Here is a 25,790-nt window from a genome sequence, read left to right as displayed (position 1 = left end):
TGTAATCAGTAACTGTCAGGGCTTTCGGCTCTGAACCTTGTCCGGCCCCATCAGCACAAGAAGGTCGGCCAGTTCGGGTCCGTGAGATTGCCCCGTCAGCGCCAGACGCAACGGCATGAAGAGACCCTTGCCCTTACGTCCCGTTTCCGACTTGATGGCCTCGGTCCAGACTTTCCATGTCTGGTGGCTCCAAGGAGCTGATGGCAACGAATTGAACGCGATACGAACAAAGTCGCGATCCTCATCGGACAGTTCCGGCGCTTCCGGCAAATCGCCAGTTACGATCTGCCACCAATGCTGCACATCGCCGAAGCGATCCAGATTGCCACGCACAGCGAGCCAGAATGATTCAGCCTTGTCGCCTTCAATACCAAGCGCTGTGAGACGAGGCTTGGCGTCGGCAAAAGACATTTCGTGCAGCAATGCGCGATTAAGCGTGTCCAGTTCCGCCGGATCAAACTTGGCCGACGATTTTGAGATGGAGGCCAGATCAAAATGTTCCGCCAGCGCATCCATGGTCGGCGCAGCGGTGACATTTTCCGACGTGCCGATCAGGATAGCCAGCGAAGCAACCGCCATCGGCTCATAGCCGTTTTCGCGCAGCGACCCAACCGAAAGCGCGCCCGTGCGCTTGGACAGCCCTTCGCCCGTCGTGGTGGTCAGCAGATTATGGTGTCCGAAGACCGGCGGTTCTGCGCCGAGCGCCCGGAAGATTGCGATCTGCACGCCGGTATTCGTCACATGGTCGTCGCCACGGATAATATGGCTGACGCCGAGATCGATGTCGTCCACGACCGAAGGCAGCGTATAGAGATAGGTGCCGTCTTCACGCACCAGCACCGGGTCCGACATGGACGCCAGATCGACCACCTGGGGGCCACGCACCAGATCATCCCAGTGAACTTCGGTGCGCTGCGTTGTGAACGGATCGGTTTCGAAATTCGGCAGCAGAAAGCGCCAATGCGGCTTGCGGCCTTCGGCTTCGAAAGCGGCCTTTTCCGCATCGGTGATTTTCAGCGCCTCGCGGCCATAAACCGGTGGCAGGCGGCGCGCGAGACGCAGCTTGCGGCGACGCTCCAGTTCGTCAGCCGTTTCATAGCAGGCATAAAGCAGCCCTGCTTCCTTCAGCTTTTCCACGGCGCGAGCATAAACATCGAAGCGTTTCGACTGATATTCGACGCGGTCCGGCTTGACGCCAAGCCAGTCCAGATCAACGGCGATGGCCTCAGCATATTCTTCACGCGACCGTTCAACATCCGTGTCGTCATAGCGCAGGATGAACTTGCCGCCATTCTTTTGGGCATAAAGCCAGTTCGAGAGCGCAGTGCGCGTGTTGCCGATGTGAATGTAACCCGTCGGCGACGGGGCAAAACGAACAGTAACAGTCATTCTATTATCTTTCAGCGGTCGCGGAAGCGGTTCGTTATGGGATAGCGGCGATCGCGTCCAAAATTCTTCCTGGTAATCTTAACACCGGGTGCCGATTGTCTGCGTTTGTATTCAGCGAGATAAAGCAGATGTTCGATACGCTGCACGGTCTCAACCGGATGGCCGCGCGCAACAATATCGGCATTGCTCATTTCGTTCTCGACCAGACATTCCAGAATGTCGTCGAGCACCGGATAAGGCGGCAAGCTGTCCTGATCGGTCTGGTTCTCGCGCAGTTCGGCGGACGGCGCCTTGGAGATGATGTTGTTCGGGATCACCTCGCCTGCCGGTCCGAGCGAGCCTTGCGGAACATGGCTGTTGCGCCATTCCGACATCGCATAGACCTGCATCTTGTACACGTCTTTGATCGGATTGAAGCCGCCATTCATGTCGCCATAGAGCGTGGCGTAGCCAACCGACATTTCCGACTTGTTGCCAGTCGTGACGACCATGGAGCCGAACTTGTTCGAAACGGCCATCAGGATGGTGCCGCGCGCGCGGCTTTGCAGGTTTTCTTCAGCGACACCGCTGTCCGTACCGGCAAATAGTGGCTGAAGCGCGCTCATGAAGCCCTCAACCGGCTCGGCAATGGGCACGATATCGTAACGTACGCCAAGGGCCTTGGCGCAGTCGGCTGCATCTTGCAGGGATTCACCTGACGTGTAGCGATACGGCAGCATGATGCAGCGCACACGCTCCGGCCCCAGTGCATCCACGCCCATCGCGGCGCAGATTGCCGAGTCGATACCGCCGGAAAGACCCAGAACGACGTCCTTGAATCCGTTCTTGTTCACATAGTCGCGCAGGCCCAGCACACAGGCGGAATAGTCCGCTTCCAACTCTTCCGGAAGCAAAGCCTTCTCGCCCTCCTCGCACCGCCAGGTGTCTCCGTCGCGATGCCAGATCGTCATGGCGATCTGTTCCGAAAACTGCGGCATTTGCAGGCACGGGAACTTGTTTCCGGGATTGAAAGCGAACGATGCGCCATCGAAAATCAGTTCATCCTGACCACCAACCTGATTGGCGTAAAGCATCGGCAGTTCGGACAGCATCACCTGCTTCAGAACGACTTGATACCGGCGGTCCATCTTGGCGCGGTGATAAGGTGAACCATTCGGCACGAGAAGGAATTCTGCACCGCTTTCGGCAAGCGTTTCGGAAACGCCGAGATCGCCCCAGATATCCTCGCAGATCGGAATACCGATTCGCACGCCACGGAAATTGACTGGTCCCGGCAGCGGACCCGGCTCGAATACGCGCTTTTCATCGAATTCGCCGTAATTCGGCAGATCGACCTTGAACCGCTCAGCAATCACTTCGCCGCCATCCAGCACCATGACCGAATTATGCAAGCCACTCTCGCGGCGCAGAGGGGTTCCGATGATAACGCCCGGCCCACCATCCGCCGTATCGGCTGCAAGGTCTCGGACGGCCTTCTCGCAGGCTTCGACAAAAGATGGCTTCAGTACCAGATCCTCAGGAGGATAACCGGCAATGAACAGCTCTGTGAACAGGATCAGATCGGCCTTCATGTCGGCAGCCTGCACGCGAGCCGCGCGGGCCTTGGCCAGATTTCCGGCAATATCGCCCATGACGGGATTGAGCTGCGCGACTGCAATACGAAGCATAATGAGATTCTCACCAACACTATTTCTGCGCAAGATTTAGCGTGGGAGTGGAGGGGATGCAATGACTGGCACGCCTCCCCTCCGGTGTTTAATCTGCGGATGAAAACGAAATATCCAGAGATCACTTCAATCAGAAGAGTTTTCCTCCAGAAACTTGCGTAACATCAACCAGAAGTTATTTTCTATTCGCAAATGGATTGACGGCTGTCGCGAAGCAACCGATATACCCCCAATCACTTGAACTTTTTGCGCAGTCTTGACCGCACTTAAACACGTTTTCACCGGAAAGAACACAAGCATTCGCCGATGCAGCACCAAAAGAGAAAACAGAAGCTACAACAACGAAAGACATAATAAATTTACTCATAAGTATTTCTCCGTTTTGAATTTACGTCTTCAGAATACGCAAATTGAAAAATTTCAAAATACCAATAATAATTAAATTACTCGCAAGATATATTTAATTTATAAAAAATAATTTTATAAATTATAAATATATAATAATGCGATATATCCCCAAATCGTTGCTGGGAATAAATCACACCATATCTGCCTTCGGTGATCTGAGGATACAACGTGTATAATCCGCCAGGTTTTCATAACTATCGCAATGATGTGCATTCGGCTGCCACGGTGCAGTATCCGCAGCATTGGCGTCAATAAAATAAAGCCCAGCCGACATTAGAAATACCAAAAACAAAAAAAGATAAATTATTCTCGTCATTTATATCTCCTGGAATCACCCCGCCAAAGAAGATATCAATTATAGAAATTCCCAAAACCGCAACTATGAACGAACTTTTTCTATTTTATCTATTTCAAATTCCAATATATTTATTTTAATAATAGAAAGACGATATGATTATATAGCCCCATGTGGCCACAACAAATATAATTGCGATCAGCACGGCCAATGAACCACAGTCCTTGGCAATCTGGATTTCCTTATGAAAATCGCGGGACACCGCATCGCATGTCGCCTCTATGCCGGTATTCAGAATTTCGACCATCATCAGAAACAGGATCGAGCCGGTCATCAGCAGGAAGGCCAGCCATGTGGGCGCAAGGAAGAAAGCGACAGGCAAGGAGACCAGAAACAATACCAGTTCCTGTTGCACGGCTTTTTCATTGCCCGCGAGATATTTCAGCGCGCGCATCGAGTTCAGAAAAGCCAGAAAAATGCGCTGCATAAATACCCCCAGAAGCCATGGACACGATTTCGCGCTTTGCCGGAGAATGCTTTAGACAACTCTGCTTCAAAAGCAACAGGGCGGAGATCGAAACCTCCGCCCTGCCCAAATGATTACAATCCAAGAGCCTTTCAGGCGCTTGCGACCTGCTTTTCAGTGCCCGCATCGCGCTCCTTCTTGAGGAGTTCGGCCAGCAGGAACGCCAGTTCCAATGCCTGATCGGCGTTAAGGCGCGGATCGCAATGCGTGTGGTAGCGATCCTGAAGATCGTCTGCGGAGATGGCGCGGGCGCCGCCCGTGCATTCCGTGACGTTCTTGCCGGTCATTTCGACATGAATACCGCCCGGATGCGTGCCTTCGGCGCGATGGATCGCGAAGAAGGATTCCACTTCCTTGAGAATGCGGTCGAACGGACGCGTCTTGTAGCCGCCAGCGGTGATCGTATTGCCATGCATCGGATCGCAGGACCAGACGACCTTGCGGCCCTCCTTTTCGACAGCGCGGATGAGCTGCGGCAGGTGATCGCCCACCTTGTCGTAGCCGAAGCGCGCGATAAGCGTCAAACGGCCAGCTTCGTTTTCCGGGTTGAGCAGGTCGATCAGGCGAATGAGGTCATCCGGCTGCAAGGACGGGCCACACTTGAGACCGAGCGGGTTCTTGATACCGCGGCAATATTCGATATGCGCATGGTCGGCCTGACGCGTGCGATCACCGATCCAGATCATGTGACCAGACGTGCCATACCAGTCGCCCGACGTGGAATCGACGCGGGTCAGCGCTTCTTCATAGCCGAGCAGCAGCGCTTCATGGCTCGTGTAGAAGTCAGTCTCGCGCAGCGAATGGTTGCTGTCAGACGTGATGCCGATAGCGCGCATGAAGTGCATCGTTTCCGAAATGCGCTGCGCCAGAGCCGTGTAACGTTCCGCCTGCGGGCTCTTGCCGACGAAGCCGAGCATCCACTGATGCACGTTTTCCAGATTGGCATAGCCGCCCTGCGCAAAAGCGCGCAGCAGGTTCAGCGTTGCTGCGGACTGGCGGTAAGCCATGTCCTGGCGCTGCGGATCGGGCGTGCGCGAGGCTGCGTCGAAATCGATACCGTTGATGATGTCGCCACGGTAGGACGGCAGCTCGACGCCATCCTTCGTTTCCATGTCCGTCGAACGCGGCTTGGCGAACTGACCGGCAATACGACCAACCTTCACCACCGGTTTGGAAGCACCGAAGGTGAGGACGACAGCCATTTGCAGGAACACGCGGAAGAAGTCGCGAATATTGTCCGCGCCATGTTCAGCGAAGCTTTCGGCGCAATCGCCGCCCTGAAGCAGAAATGCCTTGCCTTCCGCCACAGCGGCCAGCTGCTGCTTGAGCTTGCGCGCCTCGCCTGCAAAAACCAAAGGCGGATAGGTGCGAAGACGGGCCTCAACGTCGGTCAGAGCCTGTGCGTCCGGATAAAACGGCACTTGCTTGATCGGTTTGTTTCTCCAGGAATGCGGGGTCCAGTTCTTCGTCATTAGAGCACCTGTTTTGCGTTATCCGCTCGATAATCCTCGGATTATATCCTCCTTACACGAAAGCCGGAATTCCAATCATGCAGCCTGCACCTGAAGAAGATGCCAGCCACATGTCTAATCCCGGCGTGCGTGGGTCGCGCTGATATAATGCACGCGCGGGTTTTATACCAGCAATAATCGTTAATGATATTCGCCTGCGGCGAAAGGGTCAGCCTTCGACCTTTTCGCCATTTACGACGCGATAACTTGGCTTGTACATCGTGACCAGTTCTTCGGCGGCGGTCGGATGCACGGCCATGGTGCGGTCGAAATCATCCTTGGTCGCGCCAGCCTTCAGCGAAATCCCCAGAAGCTGCGCCATTTCACCGGCATCCGGTCCCATAATATGGGTGCCCAGGACGCGGCGGCTTTTGGCATCGACGACGATCTTCATCAGCATCTTTTCGTTGCGGCCCGAAAGCGTGTTCTTCATCGGACGGAACAAGGCGCGATAGACTTCGACTTCCGGATATTTCTTCGCTGCCTCTTCCTCGGTCAAACCGACAGTGCCAATTTCGGGCTGGGAAAAGACAGCCGTTGCGATCAATTCATGATCGGGCTTGGTCGGATTGTCCTTGAAAACTGTTTCAAGGAAGCACATTGCCTCGTGAATGGCCACAGGCGTCAGCTGCACGCGGTTGGTGACATCGCCGACTGCCCAGATATTGGCGGTGCTGGTGCGCGAATAGTCATCCACTTCCACGGCGCCGAGCTTGTCCAACTTCACGCCAGCGGTTTCAAGGCCGAGTCCTTCCGTGTTGGGCATGCGGCCAAGCGCCAGCATCGCCTGCCCGGCCTCGAGCGTCTCGCCATTCGACAGGGCAATCGACAACAGGCCGTTTGCCTGCTTCGTAACCTTCTCGAAAACCGCCTCACAAATGATGCGAATACCCTTGGCTTCCATGGTTTCATGCAGCAAATGGCGAACATCGCCGTCGAAACCGTTCAGGACTTCCTTGCCGCGATAGACAAGTGTGGTTTCCACGCCGAGACCATGGAAGATATTGGCGAATTCGACCGCGATATAGCCACCGCCAGCGATGACAATTGCCTTTGGCAATTCATCCAGATGAAAAGCCTCGTTCGAGCTGATGCAAAGCTCATGGCCGGGCAAAGCCGCGTGCGGGTTCGGACGTCCACCAGTGGCGATCAGAATATGTTCAGCAGTAACGCGTCGTCCATCAGCCTTCAGCTCGACCGTATTTTCATCGACGAGCACCGCGCGGCTTGCAAAAATCTCGACCTTCGAATTTTCAAGCCCCTTGCGGTAGAGCCCTTCCAGACGGTCGATTTCCTTGTCCTTACCAGCGATCAGCTTCTTCCAGTCGAAGCTGCTTTCGCCCACCCTCCAGCCGTAACCGGCGGCGTCCTCGAAATGTTCGGGAAACTGCGAGGCATAGACAAACAGCTTTTTCGGTACACAGCCGCGAATGACGCAGGTTCCGCCCATGCGATATTCTTCGGCCAGACCGACCTTCTTCCCCATGGCGCCCGCCAGTCGGCCTGCGCGCACACCACCGGAACCGCCACCGATAACAAAGAGGTCGTAGTCATATCCGGTCATGGGGAATCTCCTTCAGAATTACTGACGATGATATGTAGGCAAAAGAAAAAGCCCGGCCAAGTCGCCGGGCTTTCAAATTATTTGATCTGAGCCGTGATTTACTGCTGTGCAGGCTGCTGCGTCTGCTGGCCAGCTGCCGCACCGGCCTGAGCGGCCAGAACTTCTGCAACATCGCGAGCGAGGTCACGGGCAACACCATTTTGCCAGACATTGGCGGCCTTCACGACTTCACGGGTCACAATCGGGCCTTCCGACAGAAGCTTCTTGCCAGCTGGCGAGGTGTAGAAGGTCGAGATCGCCTTCAGTTCCTCTTCCGAAAACGCCTTTGCGTAAGCGCGTGCGGATTCGGTTTCGAGGTCCGAACGGCGGGCAGCGAGAGCCAGAGCCTTTTCATCGACGGTCTTGGTGATCAGACCTTCGAGATTGGGGTCCTTCTGGATCAGCTCGCCCTTGAGCGCGCGGGCTGCGTTCGGCAGAATCTCGTCGAACTGCTCGGTCGCGTGGATCGCGGAGATCGCTTCGCGGGCAGCCTGCAGATGGGCATCAGTGATTTCCTGCGCCGAAGCCGCATGAACGCCGGCCATCAGGGCGAATACGGAAAGCGGTGCAATCAGACGACGAAAGCCAGTTGCCGGGATCATATGCTCAATACTCCGTTCAATCAGTTCAACACCAGCAATAGCACTGGCAGTTCAAGACCGGTTCAGGGTTCGGATGCCGTCGATGCCTGCAATCACTGCCGCACGCGCCAGCCCGATGAAAAGTCCGTGCTCGACGACGCCGGGAATGGCGAAGAGAGCGTTAGATAGTGTCTTTGGCTCGGGAATGCGGCCAAAAGATGCATCGACGATGTAGTGTCCACCATCCGTTACAAAAGGCGAACCATCTTTTAAGCGCAGGTTCAGCGGGCCTGCAAGGCCGCATTTCGCGGCTGCCGCCTCGATTGCGCGCATCGTGGCGCCAAGACCGAAGCGATTAACCTCGATGGGCAGCGGAAAACGGCCCAGCGTTTCCACAACTTTCGACTGGTCGGCAATGACGATCATGGCGTCCGAGGCTGCGGCCACGATCTTTTCGCGCAACAGCGCGCCGCCGCCGCCCTTGATGAGCGACAGTTCGGAATCGACTTCGTCCGCGCCGTCAATGGTCAGATCGAGATGCGGAGTTTCTTCCAGCGTCGTCAGCGGAACGCCCAGTTCCTGACACAGGCTGGCGGTGCGTTCAGAGGTCGGCACGCCGACGATCTTGAAGCCGCCCTGCACTTTTTCGGCCAGCAGACGCACGAATTCTTCTGCCGTGGAGCCCGTGCCGATGCCAAGACGCATACCATCCTTGACATGCGTCAGCGCCTCGGCTGCGGCGGCGATCTTCAGCTTGCGTGCTTCGTCCATGAAAGAAATCCTAGCATATCCTCCGGGTTGAACCGGCGGATTCTCGTCCCAATTCGGTTCGCGTCTAGCATGCGCAGGCATGACAACAAAGCATCTATTTAAATATGACGCAGAATTTCACATCTGCGCGACCGGAGAACCTGCCCTTGAGCCGTTGCACGCTATCGGTTACGTATGCCTGACCTCATCTATCCGAAAGAGACATTATGTCTGTTGCCAGTGCCAAGCCCATAATCGTTTTCGATCTCGACGGCACACTCGTCGATACCGCGCCGGACCTGCTCGACAGCCTCAATCACTGCCTGTCCATTTCCGGTCTCAAGGCCGCCGATCGGGCAGCGTTGCGCCGGTTTGTCGGTCAGGGCGGACGCACCATGATCGAACGCGCTTTCGCGGCGCAGCAGACGCAGATCGATGACACGCGCCTCGACCAGTTGGTGGAAGAGTTCCGCGAGCATTATGCGGACAACATGCCCGGACATTCCGTGTTTTTCCCCGGTGTGCTGGAAGCGCTCGACCGCTTTCAGGCGCATGGCTTCGAGCTGGCTGTCTGCACGAACAAGTTCGAATCTCTTTCGGTCAAGCTGTTGACGTCAATGGGCGAAGCCGCGCGCTTTGCCGCGATCTGTGGGGCGGACACTTTCGCCTGGCGCAAGCCGGACCCGCGCCATCTGACCGACACCATTGCGCGCGCTGGCGGCAATCGTGATCGCGCGCTGATGGTCGGCGACAGCCGCACGGATATCGACACGGCCAAGGCGGCGGGCATTCCTGTGGTAGCCGTCGATTTCGGTTATACTGACCTTCCGGTCCAGCATTACGAACCGAGCCGGGTGATTTCGCATTATGACGAATTAACCCTCGAAATGGCTCAACAGCTGATCGACGCGGTTGCAGACCCCGTCTGAAAGGATCGAGAACGGTGAAAAATACAGTTTCTCAGTTTGTTACGCTGGCTTTTTCAACCGCTATGGCATCAGGCGCTTTCGCTCAGGAAAAATCCGCGCCCGGTCTTCCGGGCGTTGAACCGCAAAAGCCTCTCGTCTCGGCGCCACCGCCCGCCCCGGAGCCGGATGGAACGCCAGCAGGCAGCTGGAAGAATTTTCGGGTCGGCAACACCGATGTCTCTGTCTCGGGCGATATCATTATTGATGTCGGCACCGGCAGAGGCGGCTCCCGTCACCGATAATCCTTAGCTTCGGGCTGAAACTGCCAATGCGGACCAGACGGCGGGCAGCAGGTCGGGCAAGTCTTCAGCGATCAATCCGTGACCGAAGCGCCGTCCCGCATCGGCATGAATCCAGACTGCCGCACAGGCTGCCTCGAAGGGCGACATTCTCTGCGCCAACAGACCGGCCACAATGCCTGCCAGAACATCGCCGGAACCGGCGGTCGCCAAAAACGGCGTTCCATTTGCATTGATCGCGGCGCGACCATCCGGGGCGGCGATGACCGTATCCGGCCCCTTATAGATCACCACCGCATTGGCAAGGGTAGCCGCCTTACGGGCCTTATCGAGCTTTGACGCATCATCCTTGGCCACATCCGGGAAGAGCCGACGGAATTCTCCCTCATGCGGCGTCAAAACAAGCGCTGTCGCCGCGCCTTTTCGCGCCTCAAACAATTCTCGCGGATTCTTTTCGAATGCCGTTATGCCATCCGCATCAAGCACCAGCCCATTGAGCGCCGGAAATGCCGATGCCGAGCGCCCGCCCAGCATCAGGGCATGCTCGCGTGCGAATGCTGCGTTTCCGTAACCGGGGCCGAGCACAGCCGCCGCGACTTTTCGATCTGCGATGAACTCCCGTACATCGCTGGTACTGCGGGTTTCGCGCACCATGATGCTGGTGACATGCGCCGCATTGATTGGCACGGCATCCGGTGGCGACAACAGCGTTACGGCTCCCGCGCCGCTTCTGGCCGCAGCCAGTGCCGACAGCCGCGCTGCGCCCGTCGCGTGCATGCCACCAGAAAAGACGGCGACATGTCCGCGGCTATATTTATGCGCATTGACGTTCAAGGCAGGCAAGCTATCCACCCACAAAGCGGGGGCATTTTCGTGCGCCTGTGGGCGGATCGTGTCCAGCACACGGTCTGGAATGCCGATATCCGCCACATGCAGAACGCCGCATAACGCCCTGCCCGGCTGCAATAAATGGCCGGGCTTCTTGCGAAAGAATGTGACGGTTGCCCGCGCTTTGACCGCCGCGCCCAAGAGCTGCCCGCTGGCGCCCGACACGCCGCTTGGCAGATCGACGGCGATAACCGGAATGTCTGATGCGTTGATCGCGTCGATGGCCACGGCTTCGGCCCCATGAACGTCACGCGTCAGCCCTGCGCCGTAAATGGCATCGATGGCACCGGAAAAACTGGCGGGCGAAAACTCGTTGATGCTGCGCACCTCGCCCTTGTGAAACAGCGAGGCACGAAGCGCGTCGCTGCCTTTTCGCGGCGGCGCGACGCTGAAGCACACGACCTCGAAACCCGCTTCCAGAAGATATTGCGCTGCGACATAACCGTCACCGCCATTATTGCCCGGTCCGCATAAAACCGCGACCGGCCCTTTGTCGGCGAACATGCGTTGTGCGACTTCCGCCACCGCCCGCCCCGCCGCCAGCATCAGCGAAAAGCCGTCACGCACCCCGTTATCCATGGTCCAGCGGTCCGCGGCTGCCATTTCATCGGGGTTTAGCAATTCCAACATCGCGCACCTGTTTCGTAAGACGGATTTCGCGGTGATTAAACACGCGGCAGAGCGCTTTGTGCAAGAGAGCCTATATTTGTCGCAAATTGATTACTTTTTAATCATACATTCAATATCAGAATAGCTCTTCCACACCCCAACGATAGGCACCTCCTTGCAAAGGTGCCGCCTTTAGTGCCACTCTGCTAAGGAAATGGAAGAGAAGAGAAAATTTTGCCTAGTTTTTTCAAACTGGCACGCTTCATGCTTCTCCAACAGTGAAACGGGCACAACGCTCATTTCTGAAGAAAAGCGGAGACCATTCTCTGATGAAAAAGATCGAAGCCATCATTAAGCCCTTCAAACTCGATGAAGTGAAGGAAGCCCTTCAGGAAGTCGGCTTGCAAGGCATCACTGTCATCGAAGCCAAGGGCTTTGGACGACAGAAAGGTCATACCGAGCTTTACCGCGGTGCCGAATACGTCGTCGACTTTCTTCCCAAGGTGAAAGTCGAAGTCATTGTAGCGGATGAAACCGTGGACAACGCGATTGAAGCCATCCGCAAGGCAGCCCAGACGGGTCGCATCGGCGACGGCAAGATTTTCGTCTCCAACATTGAAGAAGTCATTCGTATCCGCACCGGTGAATCCGGCGTCGATGCCATCTGATTAACACCTGCATACCTCTCCTTCGTCGTGCAAACAGGGAATTAAAATGACGACCGCCAACGATATTCTGAAACAGATCAAAGACAACGACATCAAGTTTGTCGACCTTCGCTTCACCGACCCGAAGGGCAAGCTCCAGCACGTTACGATGGATATCGGCCTCGTTGACGAAGAAATGTTCGTTGACGGCGTCATGTTTGACGGCTCCTCGATCGCCGGCTGGAAGGCCATCAACGAATCCGACATGGTTCTGATGCCTGATCCGGCGACGGCCCATATCGACCCGTTCTTCGCCCAGTCCACGCTGGTCATTCTTTGCGACATTCTCGAGCCGATCTCGGGCGAGGCTTACAGCCGCGATCCGCGCACGACCGCAAAGAAGGCAGAAGCCTACATGAAGTCGCTCGGCATCGGCGACACGGTCTATGTCGGCCCGGAAGCTGAATTCTTCGTCTTCGACGACGTCAAGTACAAGGCAGATCCGTACAATACCGGATTCAAGCTCGATTCCACCGAACTGCCGTCCAACGACGACACCGACTATGAAACCGGCAATCTCGGCCACCGTCCGCGCGTCAAGGGCGGCTATTTCCCGGTTCCGCCGATCGACAGCTGCCAGGACATGCGTTCCGAAATGCTCACCGTTCTGACGGAAATGGGCGTAACGGTTGAAAAGCATCACCACGAAGTGGCATCGGCCCAGCACGAACTCGGCGTCAAGTTCGACTCCCTCGTTCGCAACGCCGACAAGATGCAGATCTACAAGTATGTTGTGCATCAGGTCGCCAATGCCTATGGCAAGACCGCAACCTTCATGCCGAAGCCGATTTTCGGCGACAACGGCTCGGGCATGCACGTTCACTTCTCGATCTGGAAAGACGGCAAGCCGACCTTTGCTGGCAATGAATATGCCGGTCTGTCGGAAAACTGCCTGTTCTTCATCGGCGGCGTCATCAAGCATGCCAAGGCTGTGAACGCATTCACCAACCCGTCGACCAATTCGTACAAGCGTCTGGTTCCGGGCTATGAAGCTCCGGTTCTGCTGGCCTACTCGGCACGCAACCGTTCGGCTTCCTGCCGTATTCCTTTCGGCTCTTCGCCGAAGTCGAAGCGCCTTGAAGTCCGCTTTCCGGATCCGGCTGCCAATCCGTATCTCTGCTTCGCAGCGCTGCTGATGGCTGGCCTCGACGGCATTAAGAACAAGATCCATCCCGGCCAGGCCATGGACAAGGATCTGTATGACCTGCCGGCAAAGGAACTGAAGAAGATCCCGACCGTTTGCGGCTCGCTTCGTGAAGCGCTCCAGTCGCTCGACAAGGATCGCGAATTCCTCAAGGCCGGTGGCGTGTTCACCGACGACCAGATCGACTCGTTCATCGAACTAAAGATGGCCGAAGTGATGCGTTACGAAATGACCCCGCATCCGGTCGAATTCGACATGTACTACTCGGTCTAATAACGGCGATGCGGGAGCGCTTGCGCTCCCGCCATTCCATGAGTTACCGAGGGGAACGACGCGTTTTTAAAAACGCGCAAAAGAAAACCCGGCCTTATGGCCGGGTTTTCTTTTTGTAATCAATGCCTTGGATAAACTATTTGAGAAATAGTTTCAGTTGGCTCAAAGCGCCTTGATTACCCGCGCTGCGATCATCATTTCGACCGCGCGCGCCTTGCGCCGTGCAGCCGCTTCCGCGTCTTCGCCCCACTGTTCGGTCGTCCAGTCTTCGTCGATATGCGCCAGTGTCCAGCCGTCTTCGGCGGATACTTCGCCCTTGGCGATGGCCAGCGCGATGATGGCCGAGCCGGTTAGCGTCGTCATCGTATGGAGCGAAGCAAGCGCAATCGGGTCGGTGAATGCGGACAGATGAATGCCAAATGCCGTAATCGCCTCACGCGACTGCTCCACATGCATCACGCCTTCGGCAAGCGTAAAGCGCGCGCCCAGCGTTTCCGCCCAGTCGATCAGCGGGTCCCACCGCGCCGTCTGGCGCGACACCAGTTCCTGTGGCGCGTCGGCGCGATAGCAGAGCAAATCCGTGCCTGCGAAGCGCAATATGTCTTCAAGCACCGCCTGCGGGTCCTGCGCGATGCCGTCAATGGCCGTGTTCACAAGGCGCGTTGCGGGCATTTTACCCGGATCGATAACCTTTTCCTGCGCACGGAATTCTTCAGCAACGATCTCTGCCGCCGAAGCCGTCGGAAGCATGAGGAGACTGCGCGCTGGTGTCTTTACCGGGCGACCGTCGAGATGAACGGCAAAACCACCTTCCACTTCAGCGACTTCCACCTGCTCATAGAACCGCTTCGGCAGTTGCGCCTGCATCAGCTTCTGCGCTCGTATGATGGGATTCTCGTCGGAAAGCTGCTTTCCGGCTTCAAGATCGCTTAAAGTATCACGCATGGGGTCTTTCCAACTTTTTAAAGTGCATCCATTGCTTTCAGCAGCGGATGAAGGTCGTGCGGCGTAGCCAATATGTGGTGCGCACCGGCTTCGACGAGCGCATGCCGGTCATGATAACCCCATGACACGCCCGCCGCCATGGCTCCTGCCGAGCGCGCCATCTGCATATCGTAAATCGCATCGCCGATAACAATGGTTCGGTCGGGTTCTATCCCCATTTCCGCGCAGGATTCAAGCACCATCGCCGGATGGGGTTTGGACGGGCAGTCGTCCGCCGTGCGAATGACCAGAAAATGCTTGCCGATGCCATGGCGTTCGAACACCGCATGGACGCCGCGACGAGATTTGCCCGTGACGATCCCCAACAGAAGATCGTCCCGCTCGCCGAGTTCGGTCAGAAGCGGCAGAATGCCGTCATAGAGCGGCTCCGAGAAATCCGGCGCCTGCCGCAGTCGCACGAAATTATCCTTGTAGCGCTGCGTCAACCAATTGACCTGTTCATCAGGCTCGCGGCCCAGCAATCGCGCAATGGCCAACGGAAGCGACAGACCGATGATGGAATGCGTCTGGGCTTGTTCCGGTGGCGTTAGCCCCGCATCGGCAAAGCTCTCTGCCATGCAGCGATGGATGAAGTCACCGCTATCGACCAAAGTGCCGTCGCAATCGAAAAGAACAAGTTTCATCGTGCTGCTGCCGCCTTTGCCGGTCGATTGATGATTATCAAGCCAAGGCCGATCAGGATCAAGGCTGCGAATATCTTCCAGCTCAAGGCCTCGCCGAGCACGATTCCGCTCAGCAACACGCCAAAAGCGGGCGTGAGAAAGGCAAAGTTGGAAAGCTTCGACGCCGGATAGCGATTCACCATCCAGAACCAGAGCGGATAGGTGAATGCGACCACAAAGAAGGACTGAAACAGCAGCGAGATTACCGAAAGAACTTTCGGATCGCGCACGAGTGGGCCGGCAAGGCCGATAAACGGTAGCGGCACCAACGTGGCGACGACCAGCTGATACAGCAGGATTTTCTCAGGAACGGCATAAGCGAGTTTGCTGCGCTTGATAACCAGCGTGGTCAGCCCCCAGAGAATGCCCGAAACAAGCGCCAGCAAATCGCCATAGAACGCATAGGGCCCCGGTCGGCTGACATGATCAGAAAACACCACAAACACACCCAGAAACGCCACGCACATGCCGATGAACGCCCGGATCGACATGCGCTCGCCGAGCAGGAAATGGCTGCCGATCGCCACCCAGAACGGCATGACATTCATCATCAGTGTCACGCGACTGACGCTGGTGAGGTCCATCGCGAGAAAAATCAGCACAAACTCGGTGCCAAACAACAGCCCCGCAAGAATGCCCGGCAGCAGGGTTCCGTCATTTCTGAACAGCGGAATGCGTCGCCAGAAACACCAGAAAAACACGCATATGCCGCCGAGAGCGGAACGCCCGGCGGCCATCAGCATCGGATTGAAACCCTGATTGCCGATCTTCACGGCAACCTGATTAAGCCCCCAGCTGAACATGATGAAGATGACCAACGCCACGGCCAGCCCATCGAAAGAAGCCCGGCCCGGCGCCAGCGCTTCAACTTTCCCCTGCCCCATTTTCGCACCGAAATCGTCAGTTTGACTTTATTGGTTAGTCTTCCGCACTGTCCTCATCGAAACCAAGCAGGTTCCACGACTGAACCATGTGCGGCGGCAGCGGCGCGGTCACATCAATGATCCCGCCCGATGGGTTTGGGATGCGGATGCGGCGCGCATGCAGATGCAGACGCTTCTGAATGCCGCCGGGAAACTCCCAGTTCTGGTCGGCTTCGAAATATTTCGGATCGCCGATGATTGGATGACCGATATAGGCGGCGTGAACGCGCAGCTGGTGCGTGCGGCCCGTATAGGGCTCCATTTCCAGCCATGTCAGATTGTTGCCCACCTTTTCGATGATGCGATAATAGGAAACTGCGTGATCGGAATCCGGTTCGCCATGCTGGCAAACGCGCATCTTGTCGCCATCGGGTGTCTGTTCCTTGACCAGCCAGGTCGAAATCTTGTCTTCACGCTTGCGCGGAACACCCTTCACCAAAGCCCAGTAGGTCTTTTTGGTATCACGTTCGCGGAAAGCGGCAGTCAGAGCCTGCGCCGCGCCGCGCGTGCGCGCCACCACAAGCACGCCCGATGTATCGCGGTCGATGCGATGAACAAGCCGCGGCTTTTCGCCCTTCTTGTTGCGCCACGCTTCCAGCATACCGTCAACGTGACGGGTCAGTCCCGAACCGCCCTGCACGGCGAGACCCGCTGGCTTGTTGAAGACAAACACCTTCGGGTCTTCGTAAATCAGCATCTGCGAGAGAACGTCGCCGTCCTGCTGGCTGCGGATGGTACGCGCTGTGACTGGGCCAGTTGCCTTTTCATCGACACCGAGCGGCGGGATGCGAACCATCTGGTTCGCCTGAAGGCGCGTATCAGCCTTGGCGCGACCACCATCGACGCGAACCTGACCGGAACGCAGCAATTTTTGCAGATGGCCGAAGCCCAGCCCAGGAAAGTGAACCTTGAACCAGCGATCGAGGCGCATGCCCGCTTCGCTTGTATCCACAATCTTCTGTTCAACGCCTGCCATGAGAAACCCGATCAATATCTTTCTGCCACGCGCAATCGGCGTGTCTGAGTGTTATTCCTGTCAATAGACGTGAGTTTCCACGATTGCTAGTGCTCTGATGCCGACATTTGATTTCCGCCATCCTCAGAGCGGATTTTGACGCCGAATTCGAATGCGTGGCGTAGAATTCCATAAAACTTGAAACTGCAAGCTTTAAGTTTAGTTTTCGCTCATATTGGCGCGAAATCCGCTGAATCTTCACACTCAGTTACATACGTTTTTAATTTATGGCCGGATTTGACACCCGATAGCCACTTCTTGCAGTCATAGAATATTGATACAAAGGCGGGGCTATACCATGTAGCCCCGTAAATAGAACGAGCGGGAGTGCGAAAGTGTCATTGCTCAAAATATACTGGCGAGCCATGGAATATCTTGCGGTCGAGAAAGCCGCAACGATATCGATGTGTGTCGCGAGTGTCCTTGTTGCCCTTGTAACTCTGGCCGAGCCTATCCTTTTCGGTAAGGTCATTCAGGCCATTTCCGACAAGGGAGATATCTTCTCCCCGCTGTCGATGTGGGCAGCCCTTGGCGTTTTCAACATCATCGCAGCCGTTTTTGTGGCGCGTGGTGCGGATAGGCTTGCGCATCGCCGCCGTCTCGGCGTGATGATCGACTCCTATGAGCGCCTGATCACCATGCCGCTTGCCTGGCATCAGAAGCGCGGCACGTCGAATGCGCTGCACACGCTGATCCGCGCGACGGACTCGCTCTTCACGCTCTGGCTCGAATTCATGCGTCAGCACCTGACCACGGTTGTGGCGCTGGCGACGCTTATTCCGGTTGCCATGAACATGGATATGCGCATGTCGCTCGTCCTGATCGTGCTCGGCGTCATCTATGTCATGATCGGCCAACTGGTCATGCGCAAGACCAAGGACGGCCAGATGGCCGTTGAGAAGCACCACCACAAGCTTTTCGAACATGTCAGCGATACGATCAGCAATGTTTCGGTCGTGCAGAGCTATAACCGCATTGCCTCGGAAACGCAGGCGCTGCGCGACTATGCCCGCAATCTGGAAAAGGCACAGTTTCCGGTTCTTAACTGGTGGGCACTTGCCAGCGGTCTGAACCGGATGGCTTCGACCTTCTCCATGGTGGTCGTGCTGGTTCTCGGTGCTTATTTCGTGACCAAAGGCCAGATGCGCGTTGGCGATGTGATTGCCTTTATCGGCTTCGCACAGCTGATGATCGGCCGTCTCGACCAGATCAGCGCCTTCATCAACCAGACCGTGACCGCACGCGCCAAGCTCGAAGAATTCTTCGAAATGGAAGATGCGACTGCCGACCGTCAGGAGCCGCAGGACGTCGCCGATCTGGAAAACGTCAAGGGCGACATCGTCTTCGACAATGTCACCTTCGAGTTCCCGAATTCGGGTCAGGGCGTCTATGATGTTTCCTTCGAGGTGAAGCCCGGCCAGACGGTGGCCATCGTCGGTCCGACCGGTGCAGGCAAGACGACGCTGATCAATATCCTCCAGCGCGTGTTCGATCCGGCCGCAGGTCGCGTGCTGATCGACGGCGTCGATACACGCACCGTCAGCCGCCGTTCGCTGCGTCATGCGATTGCCACCGTGTTTCAGGATGCCGGTCTCTTCAATCGTTCCGTGGAGGAGAATATCCGCGTCGGTCGTGAAGATGCCACGCATGAAGACGTCCATGCCGCCGCCAAGGCTGCCGCCGCGCACGACTTCGTTCTCGCCAAGGCAAACGGTTACGACACGGTTGTCGGCGAGCGCGGCTCGCAGCTTTCGGGCGGCGAACGCCAGCGTCTGGCGATTGCACGCGCCATCCTGAAGGATTCGCCGATCCTCGTGCTCGACGAAGCGACAAGCGCGCTCGACGTCGAGACCGAAGAAAAAGTGAAGCAGGCTGTGGACGATCTGAGCCAGAACCGCACAACCTTCATCATCGCGCACCGTCTTTCGACGGTACGCTCAGCGGATCAGGTTCTGTTCATGGACAAGGGCCATCTGGTCGAACGCGGCAGCTTCGATGAGCTTGCAGCCCGCGGCGGTCGTTTCTCCGACCTGCTCCGCGCCGGTGGTCTTGCTCTGGAAGACAAGCAGGCCAAGCCCGCAGAAGGCAGTAATGTGATGCCTTTCCCGGCCCGTGCCTGATCGCTGATGATAGCAAACACGAAAAAGCCCGGCAGAGATGCCGGGCTTATTATTTTAGGCCGGGATTTCAAACCGGAGCCCATCATATCCGGGCTCAACATTCTCAGGCGTTTCACGCAGCACCGTTTCGTAGTCCAGTGGCACATGCATATGCGTGAGTATTGCCCGCCTGGGCGCAAACAGCTCAATCCATTCCAGCGCCTGTTCGAGCGAGAAATGGCTCGGATGCGGGCGATATTGCAAGGCACCAAGGATCAGCACATCCGCATGCCGGATATAGCGCAGGCTCTCATCCGGGAACGCACTGACATCCGTGCAATAGACAACATTGCCGATACGGAAGCCGAGCGACTCGATATCGCCGTGGATCTGCCGGAAGGGTTCGAACCGGATCTCACCTCCTTCACCGTCGACGGTGAAGGGTGTTTCCGCTGCAATATCATGCATGCTCAGGATCGGCGGATAGCTTGAGCCCGCCGGCGTCTCAAAACAATAGCCAAAGGCGTCGTAGAGCCGGTTACGCGTGAAGCGGTTGGCATAGACATCCATCAGCCGCCGATTATCCACCACATAGGTGCGCAGATCGTCGATCCCGTGAATGTGGTCGGCATGCGGATGGGTATAGACCGCCGCATCGAGCGCGTGCACGCTGGCATTGATCATCTGCGTGCGAAAATCCGGCCCCGTATCGATCACCACCGTGGTGTGGTTGCCGCTCTCATTAAAACGCTCAACCAGCAGCGAGGTACGCGTGCGACGGTTTTTCGGGTTTTGCGGATCGCATTTCCCCCAATCGCCATTGACGCGCGGCACGCCGGGCGACGAACCGCAGCCCAGAATCGTAAATCGCAGGCAATTTCGGGGAGAAGTCACGCTCAAACTTCCTCTGAAGGCCGGGGCATCTTGGAGAAGAGCCTGAACACGTTGTCGCTCGTGATGCGGGCGACTTCTTCATTGCTCACGCCAATCGTCTCGGCCAGCATGGCAGCGGTGTGCTGCACGAAAGACGGTTCGTTGCGCTTGCCACGATGCGGCAGCGGCGCAAGGAACGGCGCATCCGTTTCCACCAGCAGACGGTCACGCGGAACGATGGTCGCAATTTCGCGGATTTCCGGCGAGTTCTTGAAAGTCAGAATGCCGGAAAACGAAACATAGCCGCCCAGTTCAACACCTTTTTCCGCCAGTGCGCGACCGGACGAGAAACAATGGAGAATGAAGGGAAACGCGCCCTTGGCGGTTTCTTGCTCCAGAATTTCGGCCATGTCGTCATCGGCGCTGCGCGCATGGATGACCAGCGGCAGTTGCGTGCGGCGCGCGGCTTCGATGTGGACGAGAAACCCCTGGCGCTGCGCTTCCGGCGGAGCGTAGTCGTAATGATAATCGAGACCCGCCTCGCCTATGGCGACAACTTTCGGGTGTTCCGCGAGGCGCACCAGATCGTCAGCCGTAATGTCCAGTTCTTCATGCGCATTGTTCGGATGGGTGCCGACCGAGCAATAAACGGACTCATAGGTTTCCGCGATAGCGCGGATCGAATCGAATTTACGCACCCGTGTGGAGATCGTCACCATGCGCTTGATCCCGGCGTCGAGCGCGCGCTGCACAACAGCATCGCGCTCCGGCTCGAAATCGGCAAAATCCAGGTGACAATGGCTATCGACAAGCATCATCGCACTCAGTTCTGCTCTTCGGTTTCCACATAGCGCGGGAAGACCGGCTGCGGGGCTGGCAGATCGGCGCCACCGATGAGCTGGCTTGCTGCCACGTCAGTGAACTGGCGCTTGTCGGCAGGGATGGCCAGAATATCGAGCAGCTTTTCCGCCGACTGCGGGATGAAAGGCTGCACCATGATGCCGACACGGCGAATAACTTCCGCCGTCACATAAAGCACAGTGCCCATGCGCGCCGGATCGGTCTTGCGCAGTGCCCATGGCTCCTGCCCGGCGAAATAGCGGTTCGCTTCGGCGACAACCGCAAAGATCGCGCCGAGCGCCAGATGCAGCGCCTGATCGTCCATGGCCTTACGCGCTGTTTCCAGCGCCGCATCGGCCTGATCGAGAATGGCCTTGTCGGCGTCCGAGAATTCACCCGGCTGCGGCACCTTGCCTTCGCAATTCTTGGCGATCATCGACAGCGAACGCTGCGCCAGATTGCCAAGATCGTTGGCAAGATCAGCATTGGTGCGGTTGACGATGGCGTCATGGCTGTAGCTGCCATCCTGTCCGAACGGCACTTCGCGCATCAGGAAGTAACGCAGCTGATCCAGCCCGTAACGCTCGACCAGACCGAACGGATCGATGACGTTGCCGAGCGACTTCGACATTTTCTCGCCGCGGTTGAACAGGAAGCCGTGTGCAAACACGCGCTTCGGCAGCGGAATGCCTGCCGACATCAGGAATGCAGGCCAGTAGACGGCATGGAAACGCGAAATATCCTTGCCGATGATATGCGCATCGGCAGGCCAATAGGCCCACTTGTCGCCGGTCGTATCGGGATAGCCGAGTGCGGTAATGTAATTGGTCAGCGCATCGACCCAGACATACATGACGTGCTTTTCGTCGCCCGGCACCGGAATGCCCCAATCGAAAGTGGTGCGCGAAATCGACAGGTCCTTCAGACCGGACTTCACGAAGCTCACAATTTCATTGCGGCGTTCGGCAGGCATGATGAAGCCCGGATTCTTTTCATAAAGATCGAGCAGCTTGTCCTGATATTGCGAGAGACGGAAGAAATAGCTTTCCTCTTCAACCCACTCGACAGGCGTGCCTTGTGGACCGTAGCGAACATTATCCGCGCGGACTTCGGTTTCTTCCTCGCCGTAATAAGCTTCGTCGCGAACCGAGTACCAGCCCGCATAGCCGCCCTTATAGATGTCGCCATTGGCGGCCATTGCCTGCCAGATGGCCTGGCTGGCCTTGTAGTGACGCTCTTCGGAGGTGCGGATATAATCGTCGTTCGAGCTGTTCAGAACCTCGGCCATGCGACGGAAAGCTTCGGTATTGCGGTCTGCAAGCTCGCGAGGCGTGATGCCTTCCTTGCGCGCGCTTTGCAGCATCTTGATGCCGTGTTCGTCCGTACCGGTCAGGAAATGCACATCCTTGCCGTTCAGGCGCTGAAAACGCGCCATCGCGTCGGTTGCGATCAGTTCATAGGCATGACCGATATGCGGCTTGCCGTTGGGGTAAGCAATCGCGGTGGTGATATAGTATTTTTCGCGGCTCATTATGGACCCGGTCTTTCGATGTTTGAAAGCGCGCCTGACCGTTTGCGGGAACGATCACCAGACACACACAAGAGAAAATCGTCGGCTGTGACATAACCCATGTGAGCAGTCATGTCACGCCGCAGTGCAGCAAGTTGGGCCAATCTGGAGCTATGATCCAGCGCCAGTGTGAAAAGCGCGATGCGTCTTCTCCAGCAGGATCACAACCGCTTGCTTGCGATCAAGATTATAGGTTTCAGCATCGATGATCTCGCGACCGAGATCGCTCCAGAATCGCGACCACTGATCGGCCTCCCGCAATTGCCCTGCTTCGGCGCGCTGGCGCGCTTCCGTGGCGATGCGCTCCATCAGATGATCGCGGAAAAGTTGATACTGAATTTCCGCCTCACGCCCCGTCAGGACGCTGGCCAACGCCTGCGCCTTGGGCAGATCGAAGGCCGGCCTCTCCAGTATCCCATCGACGGTGTCGGAAATCTCAATGCCGCCATGCGCCAGAAGCAGAAGCGCCTTGCGCACGCTGCCTTCGGCGCGTTCCAGAAGCGTCGGCGTGACACCCGATGCATCCAGCCCAATATGCGCGCTGACATGAGTCAGCGCATCCTTCATGGCGATTTCGTCCAGCGGACGCAGCTGAATGCTCTGGCAGCGGGAACGGATGGTCGGCAAAAGGCGACCGGATGAATGCGACACTAGAACGAACAGCGCGCGCGCTGGCGGTTCTTCCAGTGTCTTCAATAGCGCATTGGCCGCATTGCGGTTCATATCGTCGGCGGGATCGACGATGACGATGCGCCAAGCATGGTCCGAGGCGGTGCGGGTCAGAAAATGCGTGACGCGACGGATTTCCTCGACCGTGATACCGGTGCGGAATTTGCCGGTCTTCTGGTCGAACGGGCGATTGATATGCAACACTGCTGGGTGCATGCCACCCGCGATCTGCCGCCAAAGAGGCCTCGAAAAATCCGGCGTACCGATATCTTCCGGCGCATTGGTCTGATCGCCGTGGGTCAGCATATGCCCCGCCAGATGGAAAGCGAGCGTCGCCTTGCCGATGCCCTGCTCGCCCTCGAGCAACAAAGCATGGTGCATCCGGCCTTCGCGATAGGCCTGCGCCAGAAAGCGTGTCACCTCCCCGTGACCGGTCAGAAAATCACTCGCGGATGGTCCCGGAATACCTTCAATGGAATCATGCGCCTTGGGGACGTCGAGTTCGTCGATCACAACAGCCCCTTCTTTTTCAAAAGTTCGCTGGCCAGTGCGCCGATATCTTCAGCTATTTCTTCCTGCGATCGATCAGCTGCAACAACCTTGCAGCGCTCTGGCTCCGCAGCCGCAATGGCCAGAAATGCCTGACGGCGCGCCTCATGCACGGCAATGTCTTCCTTCTCAAATCGATCCGCAGTCTCGTTACCGCGTCGCTTTCCGGCACGGGAAAGCCCTTTTTCAGCCGGAATATCGAGAATGATTGTCATGTCGGGAACAGCACCGTCGATTGCAATGCGTTCAATGGCTGCCATATAGGTCGCGTCGAGATTGCCAGTCACACCCTGATAGGCGCGGCTGGAATCGATGAAGCGGTCGCAAAGCACCACGCGCCCCTCAGCAAGCGCCGGGCGGATCAGCTGATCGACATGATCGGCGCGGGCGGCTGCAAACAACATTGCCTCCATGGCCGGACCATAGCTTTCGGCATTGCCGCTCAGGATGACGTGCCGCACAGCCTCAGCGCCCGGCGAACCACCGGGTTCGCGCGTAATGACGGGATCAAATCCGTTTGCGCGCAGATATTTGGCAAGCAAGGCGATCTGCGTCGACTTGCCTGCACCTTCGCCGCCTTCGAATGTAATGAATAATCCTGACACTCTGGCTTCCGCATTACGTTCTGAAAAGATTCAATAGCCACAAGAGCTTGATTCAAGTTCATACCGGCCTTTGGCGGTGAGGTCGAGAATTTTGAGCATGTCCCGAAAACTGTCTAAAGATATTTGCGCAACCAGCCGGTCGAAAGTTCCACCGCGCTGCTCCATGCTCTTTGCACAAGACTGCCTTTCTCGACGGATTGCGCAGCAAACAGCGGCACTTGCTGAACCATATTGCCGTTGAGATCAAACTCCAGCATACCGACCTTGCTTTCAACTGCGACCGGCGCATGCAGCGGCCCCTCATAAATGAACCGTGCCTTCAGCTTTTCCCGCCCCTCTTTGGGCAGCAGTAATTCGACATCGTCCTTCACTTTCAGCGAAACACTGGCCTGTGTCCCGCCGAAAACCTGCGCTTCCCCCACAATATCGTTTGCCGAATAAAGACGCATATCGTCAAACGACGTCATGCCCCACTGGATCAGCTTTCTGGCTTCCTCTTCGCGCTCCTTGACGCTGGCGAGACCGCTCAACGCAAGAAACAGACGCCGCCCGTTCTGCTCAGCCGATGCGACTAGAGCGTAACCAGATGCTTCCGTGTAACCGGTGCCCATGCCATCCGCGCCAACATCCAGCCGCAAAAGCGGATTGCGGTTGCGCTGGGTGATATTGTTCCAGGTAAAAGCTTCCTGCGCATAATATTTGTAGAAATCCGGATGGGCCGAATGAATATGCCGGGCAAGCTTGGCCAGATCATCGAGCGTGACGCTTTGCCCATCTGCCGGTAGCCCCGTTGAATTGACGAATACGGAACCCGACAGGCCGAGTTCCTTCGCGCGCCCGTTCATGCGTTCCGCGAAGCCTTTTTCACTTCCCGCAAGTCCTTCGGCAAGAATGATGGCGCCATCATTAGCCGACTGAACAATCAGCCCCTGAAGAAGATCCGCGACAGTCGGCGCGGACTTGATGCGGGCGAACATCGTCGATGTGCCTGACGGCGCACCGCCCGTCCGCCATGCGTTTTCGCTGACCGTATAGGGCGTTTCAAGCGTGGTCTGGCCTTTTTCCAGCGCTTCGAACACCACTTCCGCGGTCATGAGCTTGGCAAGGGAGGCAGGCGGGATCGGCACATCGGCGTTTTTCGACAAAAGCACGGTACCGCTGCGGTCATCGATCAGCAGGGCCTGTGGAGCCTTGACCACGAATGACGTTTCAACAGGAGCCGCTTCGGCGATCACAGAAGTCAGCGCAGCAGCGATTCCCATCGCTCCTGCTACCCAAACCCCGGCAATTCTCGAATGAAGCCCCATGGAAATCCTGTCACGCCAGCTGAGAGACAAGCTTACGCAACGAATTCGGCTAAAATCAATCCTTCAAACCGCATCACTCGATTATGATAGGGGTTGAATGACTTTAGTGTCTGAA

The 25,790-nt window shown here is 56.9% G+C and carries 25 protein-coding genes; 5 read left to right on the top strand and 20 right to left on the bottom strand.

Going from position 1 to position 25,790, the window contains the following annotated elements; all coding sequences use genetic code 11:
- Positions 1 to 15: 15 nt before the first annotated feature.
- From gltX to rpiA, 9 genes are all read right to left on the bottom strand, one after another.
- Positions 16 to 1,389: a glutamate--tRNA ligase gene (gene gltX / locus FIC94_RS13285; RefSeq protein ID WP_140025178.1), complete on the bottom strand. Its 1,374-nt coding sequence runs from the start codon at positions 1,387 to 1,389 to the stop codon at positions 16 to 18.
- 11 nt (positions 1,390 to 1,400) lie between these two features.
- On the bottom strand, positions 1,401 to 3,056 hold the full coding sequence (locus FIC94_RS13280) for an NAD+ synthase (RefSeq protein ID WP_140025177.1): 1,656 nt from the start codon (positions 3,054 to 3,056) through the stop codon (positions 1,401 to 1,403).
- Positions 3,057 to 3,231: 175 nt separating this feature from the next.
- Positions 3,232 to 3,423, bottom strand: coding sequence for a hypothetical protein (locus tag FIC94_RS13275; protein ID WP_140025176.1), 192 nt, complete (start codon positions 3,421 to 3,423; stop codon positions 3,232 to 3,234).
- A gap of 171 nt (positions 3,424 to 3,594) precedes the next feature.
- Entirely contained in the window at positions 3,595 to 3,780 is a 186-nt protein-coding gene (locus FIC94_RS13270) for a hypothetical protein (protein ID WP_140025175.1), read from the bottom strand.
- Between the two features lie 115 nt (positions 3,781 to 3,895).
- Positions 3,896 to 4,246, bottom strand: coding sequence for a diacylglycerol kinase (locus FIC94_RS13265; protein WP_109368919.1), 351 nt, complete (start codon positions 4,244 to 4,246; stop codon positions 3,896 to 3,898).
- Positions 4,247 to 4,377: 131 nt separating this feature from the next.
- Positions 4,378 to 5,757, bottom strand: coding sequence for a class II 3-deoxy-7-phosphoheptulonate synthase (locus FIC94_RS13260; RefSeq protein WP_109368918.1), 1,380 nt, complete (start codon positions 5,755 to 5,757; stop codon positions 4,378 to 4,380).
- A 208-nt stretch (positions 5,758 to 5,965) separates the two neighbouring features.
- Positions 5,966 to 7,360 (bottom strand): glutathione-disulfide reductase, encoded by a 1,395-nt coding sequence (gene gor / locus FIC94_RS13255; RefSeq protein WP_140025174.1) that lies wholly within the window; start codon positions 7,358 to 7,360, stop codon positions 5,966 to 5,968.
- Between the two features lie 98 nt (positions 7,361 to 7,458).
- The gene (locus FIC94_RS13250) at positions 7,459 to 8,001 is read right to left on the bottom strand and encodes a DUF2059 domain-containing protein (RefSeq protein ID WP_109368916.1); all 543 of its coding nucleotides are present in this window, start codon (positions 7,999 to 8,001) and stop codon (positions 7,459 to 7,461) included.
- Positions 8,002 to 8,052: 51 nt separating this feature from the next.
- On the bottom strand, positions 8,053 to 8,751 hold the full coding sequence (gene rpiA, locus FIC94_RS13245; RefSeq protein ID WP_140025173.1) for a ribose-5-phosphate isomerase RpiA: 699 nt from the start codon (positions 8,749 to 8,751) through the stop codon (positions 8,053 to 8,055).
- A gap of 206 nt (positions 8,752 to 8,957) precedes the next feature.
- Here rpiA and FIC94_RS13240 point away from each other — a divergent pair, with 206 nt between their 5' ends.
- Together FIC94_RS13240 and FIC94_RS13235 are read left to right on the top strand one after the other, a co-directional pair.
- Positions 8,958 to 9,659, top strand: a complete 702-nt coding sequence (locus FIC94_RS13240) for an HAD family hydrolase (RefSeq protein ID WP_140025172.1) — start codon at positions 8,958 to 8,960, stop codon at positions 9,657 to 9,659.
- 62 nt (positions 9,660 to 9,721) lie between these two features.
- Positions 9,722 to 9,940 carry a hypothetical protein gene (locus tag FIC94_RS13235; protein ID WP_109370217.1) on the top strand — a complete coding sequence of 73 codons (219 nt, stop codon included), beginning with the start codon at positions 9,722 to 9,724 and terminating at the stop codon, positions 9,938 to 9,940.
- A 3-nt stretch (positions 9,941 to 9,943) separates the two neighbouring features.
- Here the strand turns inward: FIC94_RS13235 and FIC94_RS13230 are convergent, their stop codons facing one another.
- Positions 9,944 to 11,455, bottom strand: coding sequence for an NAD(P)H-hydrate dehydratase (locus FIC94_RS13230; RefSeq protein WP_140025171.1), 1,512 nt, complete (start codon positions 11,453 to 11,455; stop codon positions 9,944 to 9,946).
- Between the two features lie 308 nt (positions 11,456 to 11,763).
- Here FIC94_RS13230 and FIC94_RS13225 point away from each other — a divergent pair, with 308 nt between their 5' ends.
- A complete protein-coding gene (locus FIC94_RS13225; RefSeq protein ID WP_078338549.1) occupies positions 11,764 to 12,102 on the top strand; it encodes a P-II family nitrogen regulator in 339 nt (112 codons plus the stop codon).
- Between the two features lie 46 nt (positions 12,103 to 12,148).
- Positions 12,149 to 13,558 (top strand): type I glutamate--ammonia ligase, encoded by a 1,410-nt coding sequence (gene glnA, locus FIC94_RS13220; protein WP_109368912.1) that lies wholly within the window; start codon positions 12,149 to 12,151, stop codon positions 13,556 to 13,558.
- A gap of 162 nt (positions 13,559 to 13,720) precedes the next feature.
- Here glnA and FIC94_RS13215 read toward each other — a convergent pair whose 3' ends face one another.
- Genes FIC94_RS13215 through FIC94_RS13200 form a run of 4 tightly spaced genes read right to left on the bottom strand, consistent with a single transcriptional unit; the run spans position 13,721 to position 17,124 of the window.
- Complete coding sequence (locus FIC94_RS13215; protein ID WP_140025170.1) at positions 13,721 to 14,503, bottom strand: ATP12 family chaperone protein; 783 nt, start codon at positions 14,501 to 14,503, stop codon at positions 13,721 to 13,723.
- A gap of 17 nt (positions 14,504 to 14,520) precedes the next feature.
- The gene (locus FIC94_RS13210; RefSeq protein ID WP_124915984.1) at positions 14,521 to 15,186 is read right to left on the bottom strand and encodes an HAD-IA family hydrolase; all 666 of its coding nucleotides are present in this window, start codon (positions 15,184 to 15,186) and stop codon (positions 14,521 to 14,523) included.
- Positions 15,183 to 16,109 (bottom strand): DMT family transporter, encoded by a 927-nt coding sequence (locus FIC94_RS13205; protein ID WP_140025169.1) that lies wholly within the window; start codon positions 16,107 to 16,109, stop codon positions 15,183 to 15,185. Before FIC94_RS13205 ends, FIC94_RS13210 begins: the two co-directional genes overlap by 4 nt.
- Before the next feature lie 34 nt (positions 16,110 to 16,143).
- A complete protein-coding gene (locus FIC94_RS13200) occupies positions 16,144 to 17,124 on the bottom strand; it encodes an RluA family pseudouridine synthase (protein ID WP_121536300.1) in 981 nt (326 codons plus the stop codon).
- Positions 17,125 to 17,498: 374 nt separating this feature from the next.
- On the opposite strand from FIC94_RS13200, the gene FIC94_RS13195 reads away from it, so the two are divergent.
- Entirely contained in the window at positions 17,499 to 19,283 is a 1,785-nt protein-coding gene (locus tag FIC94_RS13195) for a glucan ABC transporter ATP-binding protein/ permease (RefSeq protein WP_140025168.1), read from the top strand.
- A gap of 54 nt (positions 19,284 to 19,337) precedes the next feature.
- On the opposite strand, the gene FIC94_RS13190 is transcribed toward FIC94_RS13195, so the two are convergent.
- The 6 genes from FIC94_RS13190 to FIC94_RS13165 all read right to left on the bottom strand — a co-directional run bounded on the left by FIC94_RS13190 (position 19,338) and on the right by FIC94_RS13165 (position 25,675).
- A complete protein-coding gene (locus FIC94_RS13190; RefSeq protein WP_140025167.1) occupies positions 19,338 to 20,156 on the bottom strand; it encodes an MBL fold metallo-hydrolase in 819 nt (272 codons plus the stop codon).
- 2 nt (positions 20,157 to 20,158) lie between these two features.
- Entirely contained in the window at positions 20,159 to 20,950 is a 792-nt protein-coding gene (locus FIC94_RS13185; protein ID WP_140025204.1) for a TatD family hydrolase, read from the bottom strand.
- An 8-nt stretch (positions 20,951 to 20,958) separates the two neighbouring features.
- On the bottom strand, positions 20,959 to 22,506 hold the full coding sequence (gene metG / locus FIC94_RS13180) for a methionine--tRNA ligase (protein WP_140025166.1): 1,548 nt from the start codon (positions 22,504 to 22,506) through the stop codon (positions 20,959 to 20,961).
- A gap of 150 nt (positions 22,507 to 22,656) precedes the next feature.
- Positions 22,657 to 23,727, bottom strand: a complete 1,071-nt coding sequence (locus FIC94_RS13175; protein WP_140025165.1) for a DNA polymerase III subunit delta' — start codon at positions 23,725 to 23,727, stop codon at positions 22,657 to 22,659.
- Positions 23,724 to 24,368, bottom strand: a complete 645-nt coding sequence (gene tmk, locus FIC94_RS13170; protein ID WP_121536069.1) for a dTMP kinase — start codon at positions 24,366 to 24,368, stop codon at positions 23,724 to 23,726. Before tmk ends, FIC94_RS13175 begins: the two co-directional genes overlap by 4 nt.
- Before the next feature lie 113 nt (positions 24,369 to 24,481).
- Positions 24,482 to 25,675 (bottom strand): D-alanyl-D-alanine carboxypeptidase family protein, encoded by a 1,194-nt coding sequence (locus FIC94_RS13165; RefSeq protein WP_371830912.1) that lies wholly within the window; start codon positions 25,673 to 25,675, stop codon positions 24,482 to 24,484.
- Positions 25,676 to 25,790: the final 115 nt, after the last annotated feature.

The sequence above is a fragment of the Ochrobactrum teleogrylli genome (assembly GCF_006376685.1).
Classification (GTDB): Bacteria; Pseudomonadota; Alphaproteobacteria; order Rhizobiales; family Rhizobiaceae; genus Brucella; species Brucella teleogrylli.
This window is presented reverse-complemented; position numbering and strand designations above follow the sequence as displayed.

Coding starts and splice junctions, on each gene's coding strand:
- gltX (WP_140025178.1), bottom strand. CDS start 1,389: ATGACTGTTACTGTTCGTTTTGCCCCGTCGCCGACGGGTTACATTCAC.
- FIC94_RS13280 (WP_140025177.1), bottom strand. CDS start 3,056: ATGCTTCGTATTGCAGTCGCGCAGCTCAATCCCGTCATGGGCGATATT.
- FIC94_RS13275 (WP_140025176.1), bottom strand. CDS start 3,423: ATGAGTAAATTTATTATGTCTTTCGTTGTTGTAGCTTCTGTTTTCTCT.
- FIC94_RS13270 (WP_140025175.1), bottom strand. CDS start 3,780: ATGACGAGAATAATTTATCTTTTTTTGTTTTTGGTATTTCTAATGTCG.
- FIC94_RS13265 (WP_109368919.1), bottom strand. CDS start 4,246: ATGCAGCGCATTTTTCTGGCTTTTCTGAACTCGATGCGCGCGCTGAAA.
- FIC94_RS13260 (WP_109368918.1), bottom strand. CDS start 5,757: ATGACGAAGAACTGGACCCCGCATTCCTGGAGAAACAAACCGATCAAG.
- gor (WP_140025174.1), bottom strand. CDS start 7,360: ATGACCGGATATGACTACGACCTCTTTGTTATCGGTGGCGGTTCCGGT.
- FIC94_RS13250 (WP_109368916.1), bottom strand. CDS start 8,001: ATGATCCCGGCAACTGGCTTTCGTCGTCTGATTGCACCGCTTTCCGTA.
- rpiA (WP_140025173.1), bottom strand. CDS start 8,751: ATGGACGAAGCACGCAAGCTGAAGATCGCCGCCGCAGCCGAGGCGCTG.
- FIC94_RS13240 (WP_140025172.1), top strand. CDS start 8,958: ATGTCTGTTGCCAGTGCCAAGCCCATAATCGTTTTCGATCTCGACGGC.
- FIC94_RS13235 (WP_109370217.1), top strand. CDS start 9,722: ATGGCATCAGGCGCTTTCGCTCAGGAAAAATCCGCGCCCGGTCTTCCG.
- FIC94_RS13230 (WP_140025171.1), bottom strand. CDS start 11,455: ATGTTGGAATTGCTAAACCCCGATGAAATGGCAGCCGCGGACCGCTGG.
- FIC94_RS13225 (WP_078338549.1), top strand. CDS start 11,764: ATGAAAAAGATCGAAGCCATCATTAAGCCCTTCAAACTCGATGAAGTG.
- glnA (WP_109368912.1), top strand. CDS start 12,149: ATGACGACCGCCAACGATATTCTGAAACAGATCAAAGACAACGACATC.
- FIC94_RS13215 (WP_140025170.1), bottom strand. CDS start 14,503: ATGCGTGATACTTTAAGCGATCTTGAAGCCGGAAAGCAGCTTTCCGAC.
- FIC94_RS13210 (WP_124915984.1), bottom strand. CDS start 15,186: ATGAAACTTGTTCTTTTCGATTGCGACGGCACTTTGGTCGATAGCGGT.
- FIC94_RS13205 (WP_140025169.1), bottom strand. CDS start 16,109: ATGGGGCAGGGGAAAGTTGAAGCGCTGGCGCCGGGCCGGGCTTCTTTC.
- FIC94_RS13200 (WP_121536300.1), bottom strand. CDS start 17,124: ATGGCAGGCGTTGAACAGAAGATTGTGGATACAAGCGAAGCGGGCATG.
- FIC94_RS13185 (WP_140025204.1), bottom strand. CDS start 20,950: ATGCTTGTCGATAGCCATTGTCACCTGGATTTTGCCGATTTCGAGCCG.
- metG (WP_140025166.1), bottom strand. CDS start 22,506: ATGAGCCGCGAAAAATACTATATCACCACCGCGATTGCTTACCCCAAC.
- FIC94_RS13165 (WP_371830912.1), bottom strand. CDS start 25,675: ATGGGGCTTCATTCGAGAATTGCCGGGGTTTGGGTAGCAGGAGCGATG.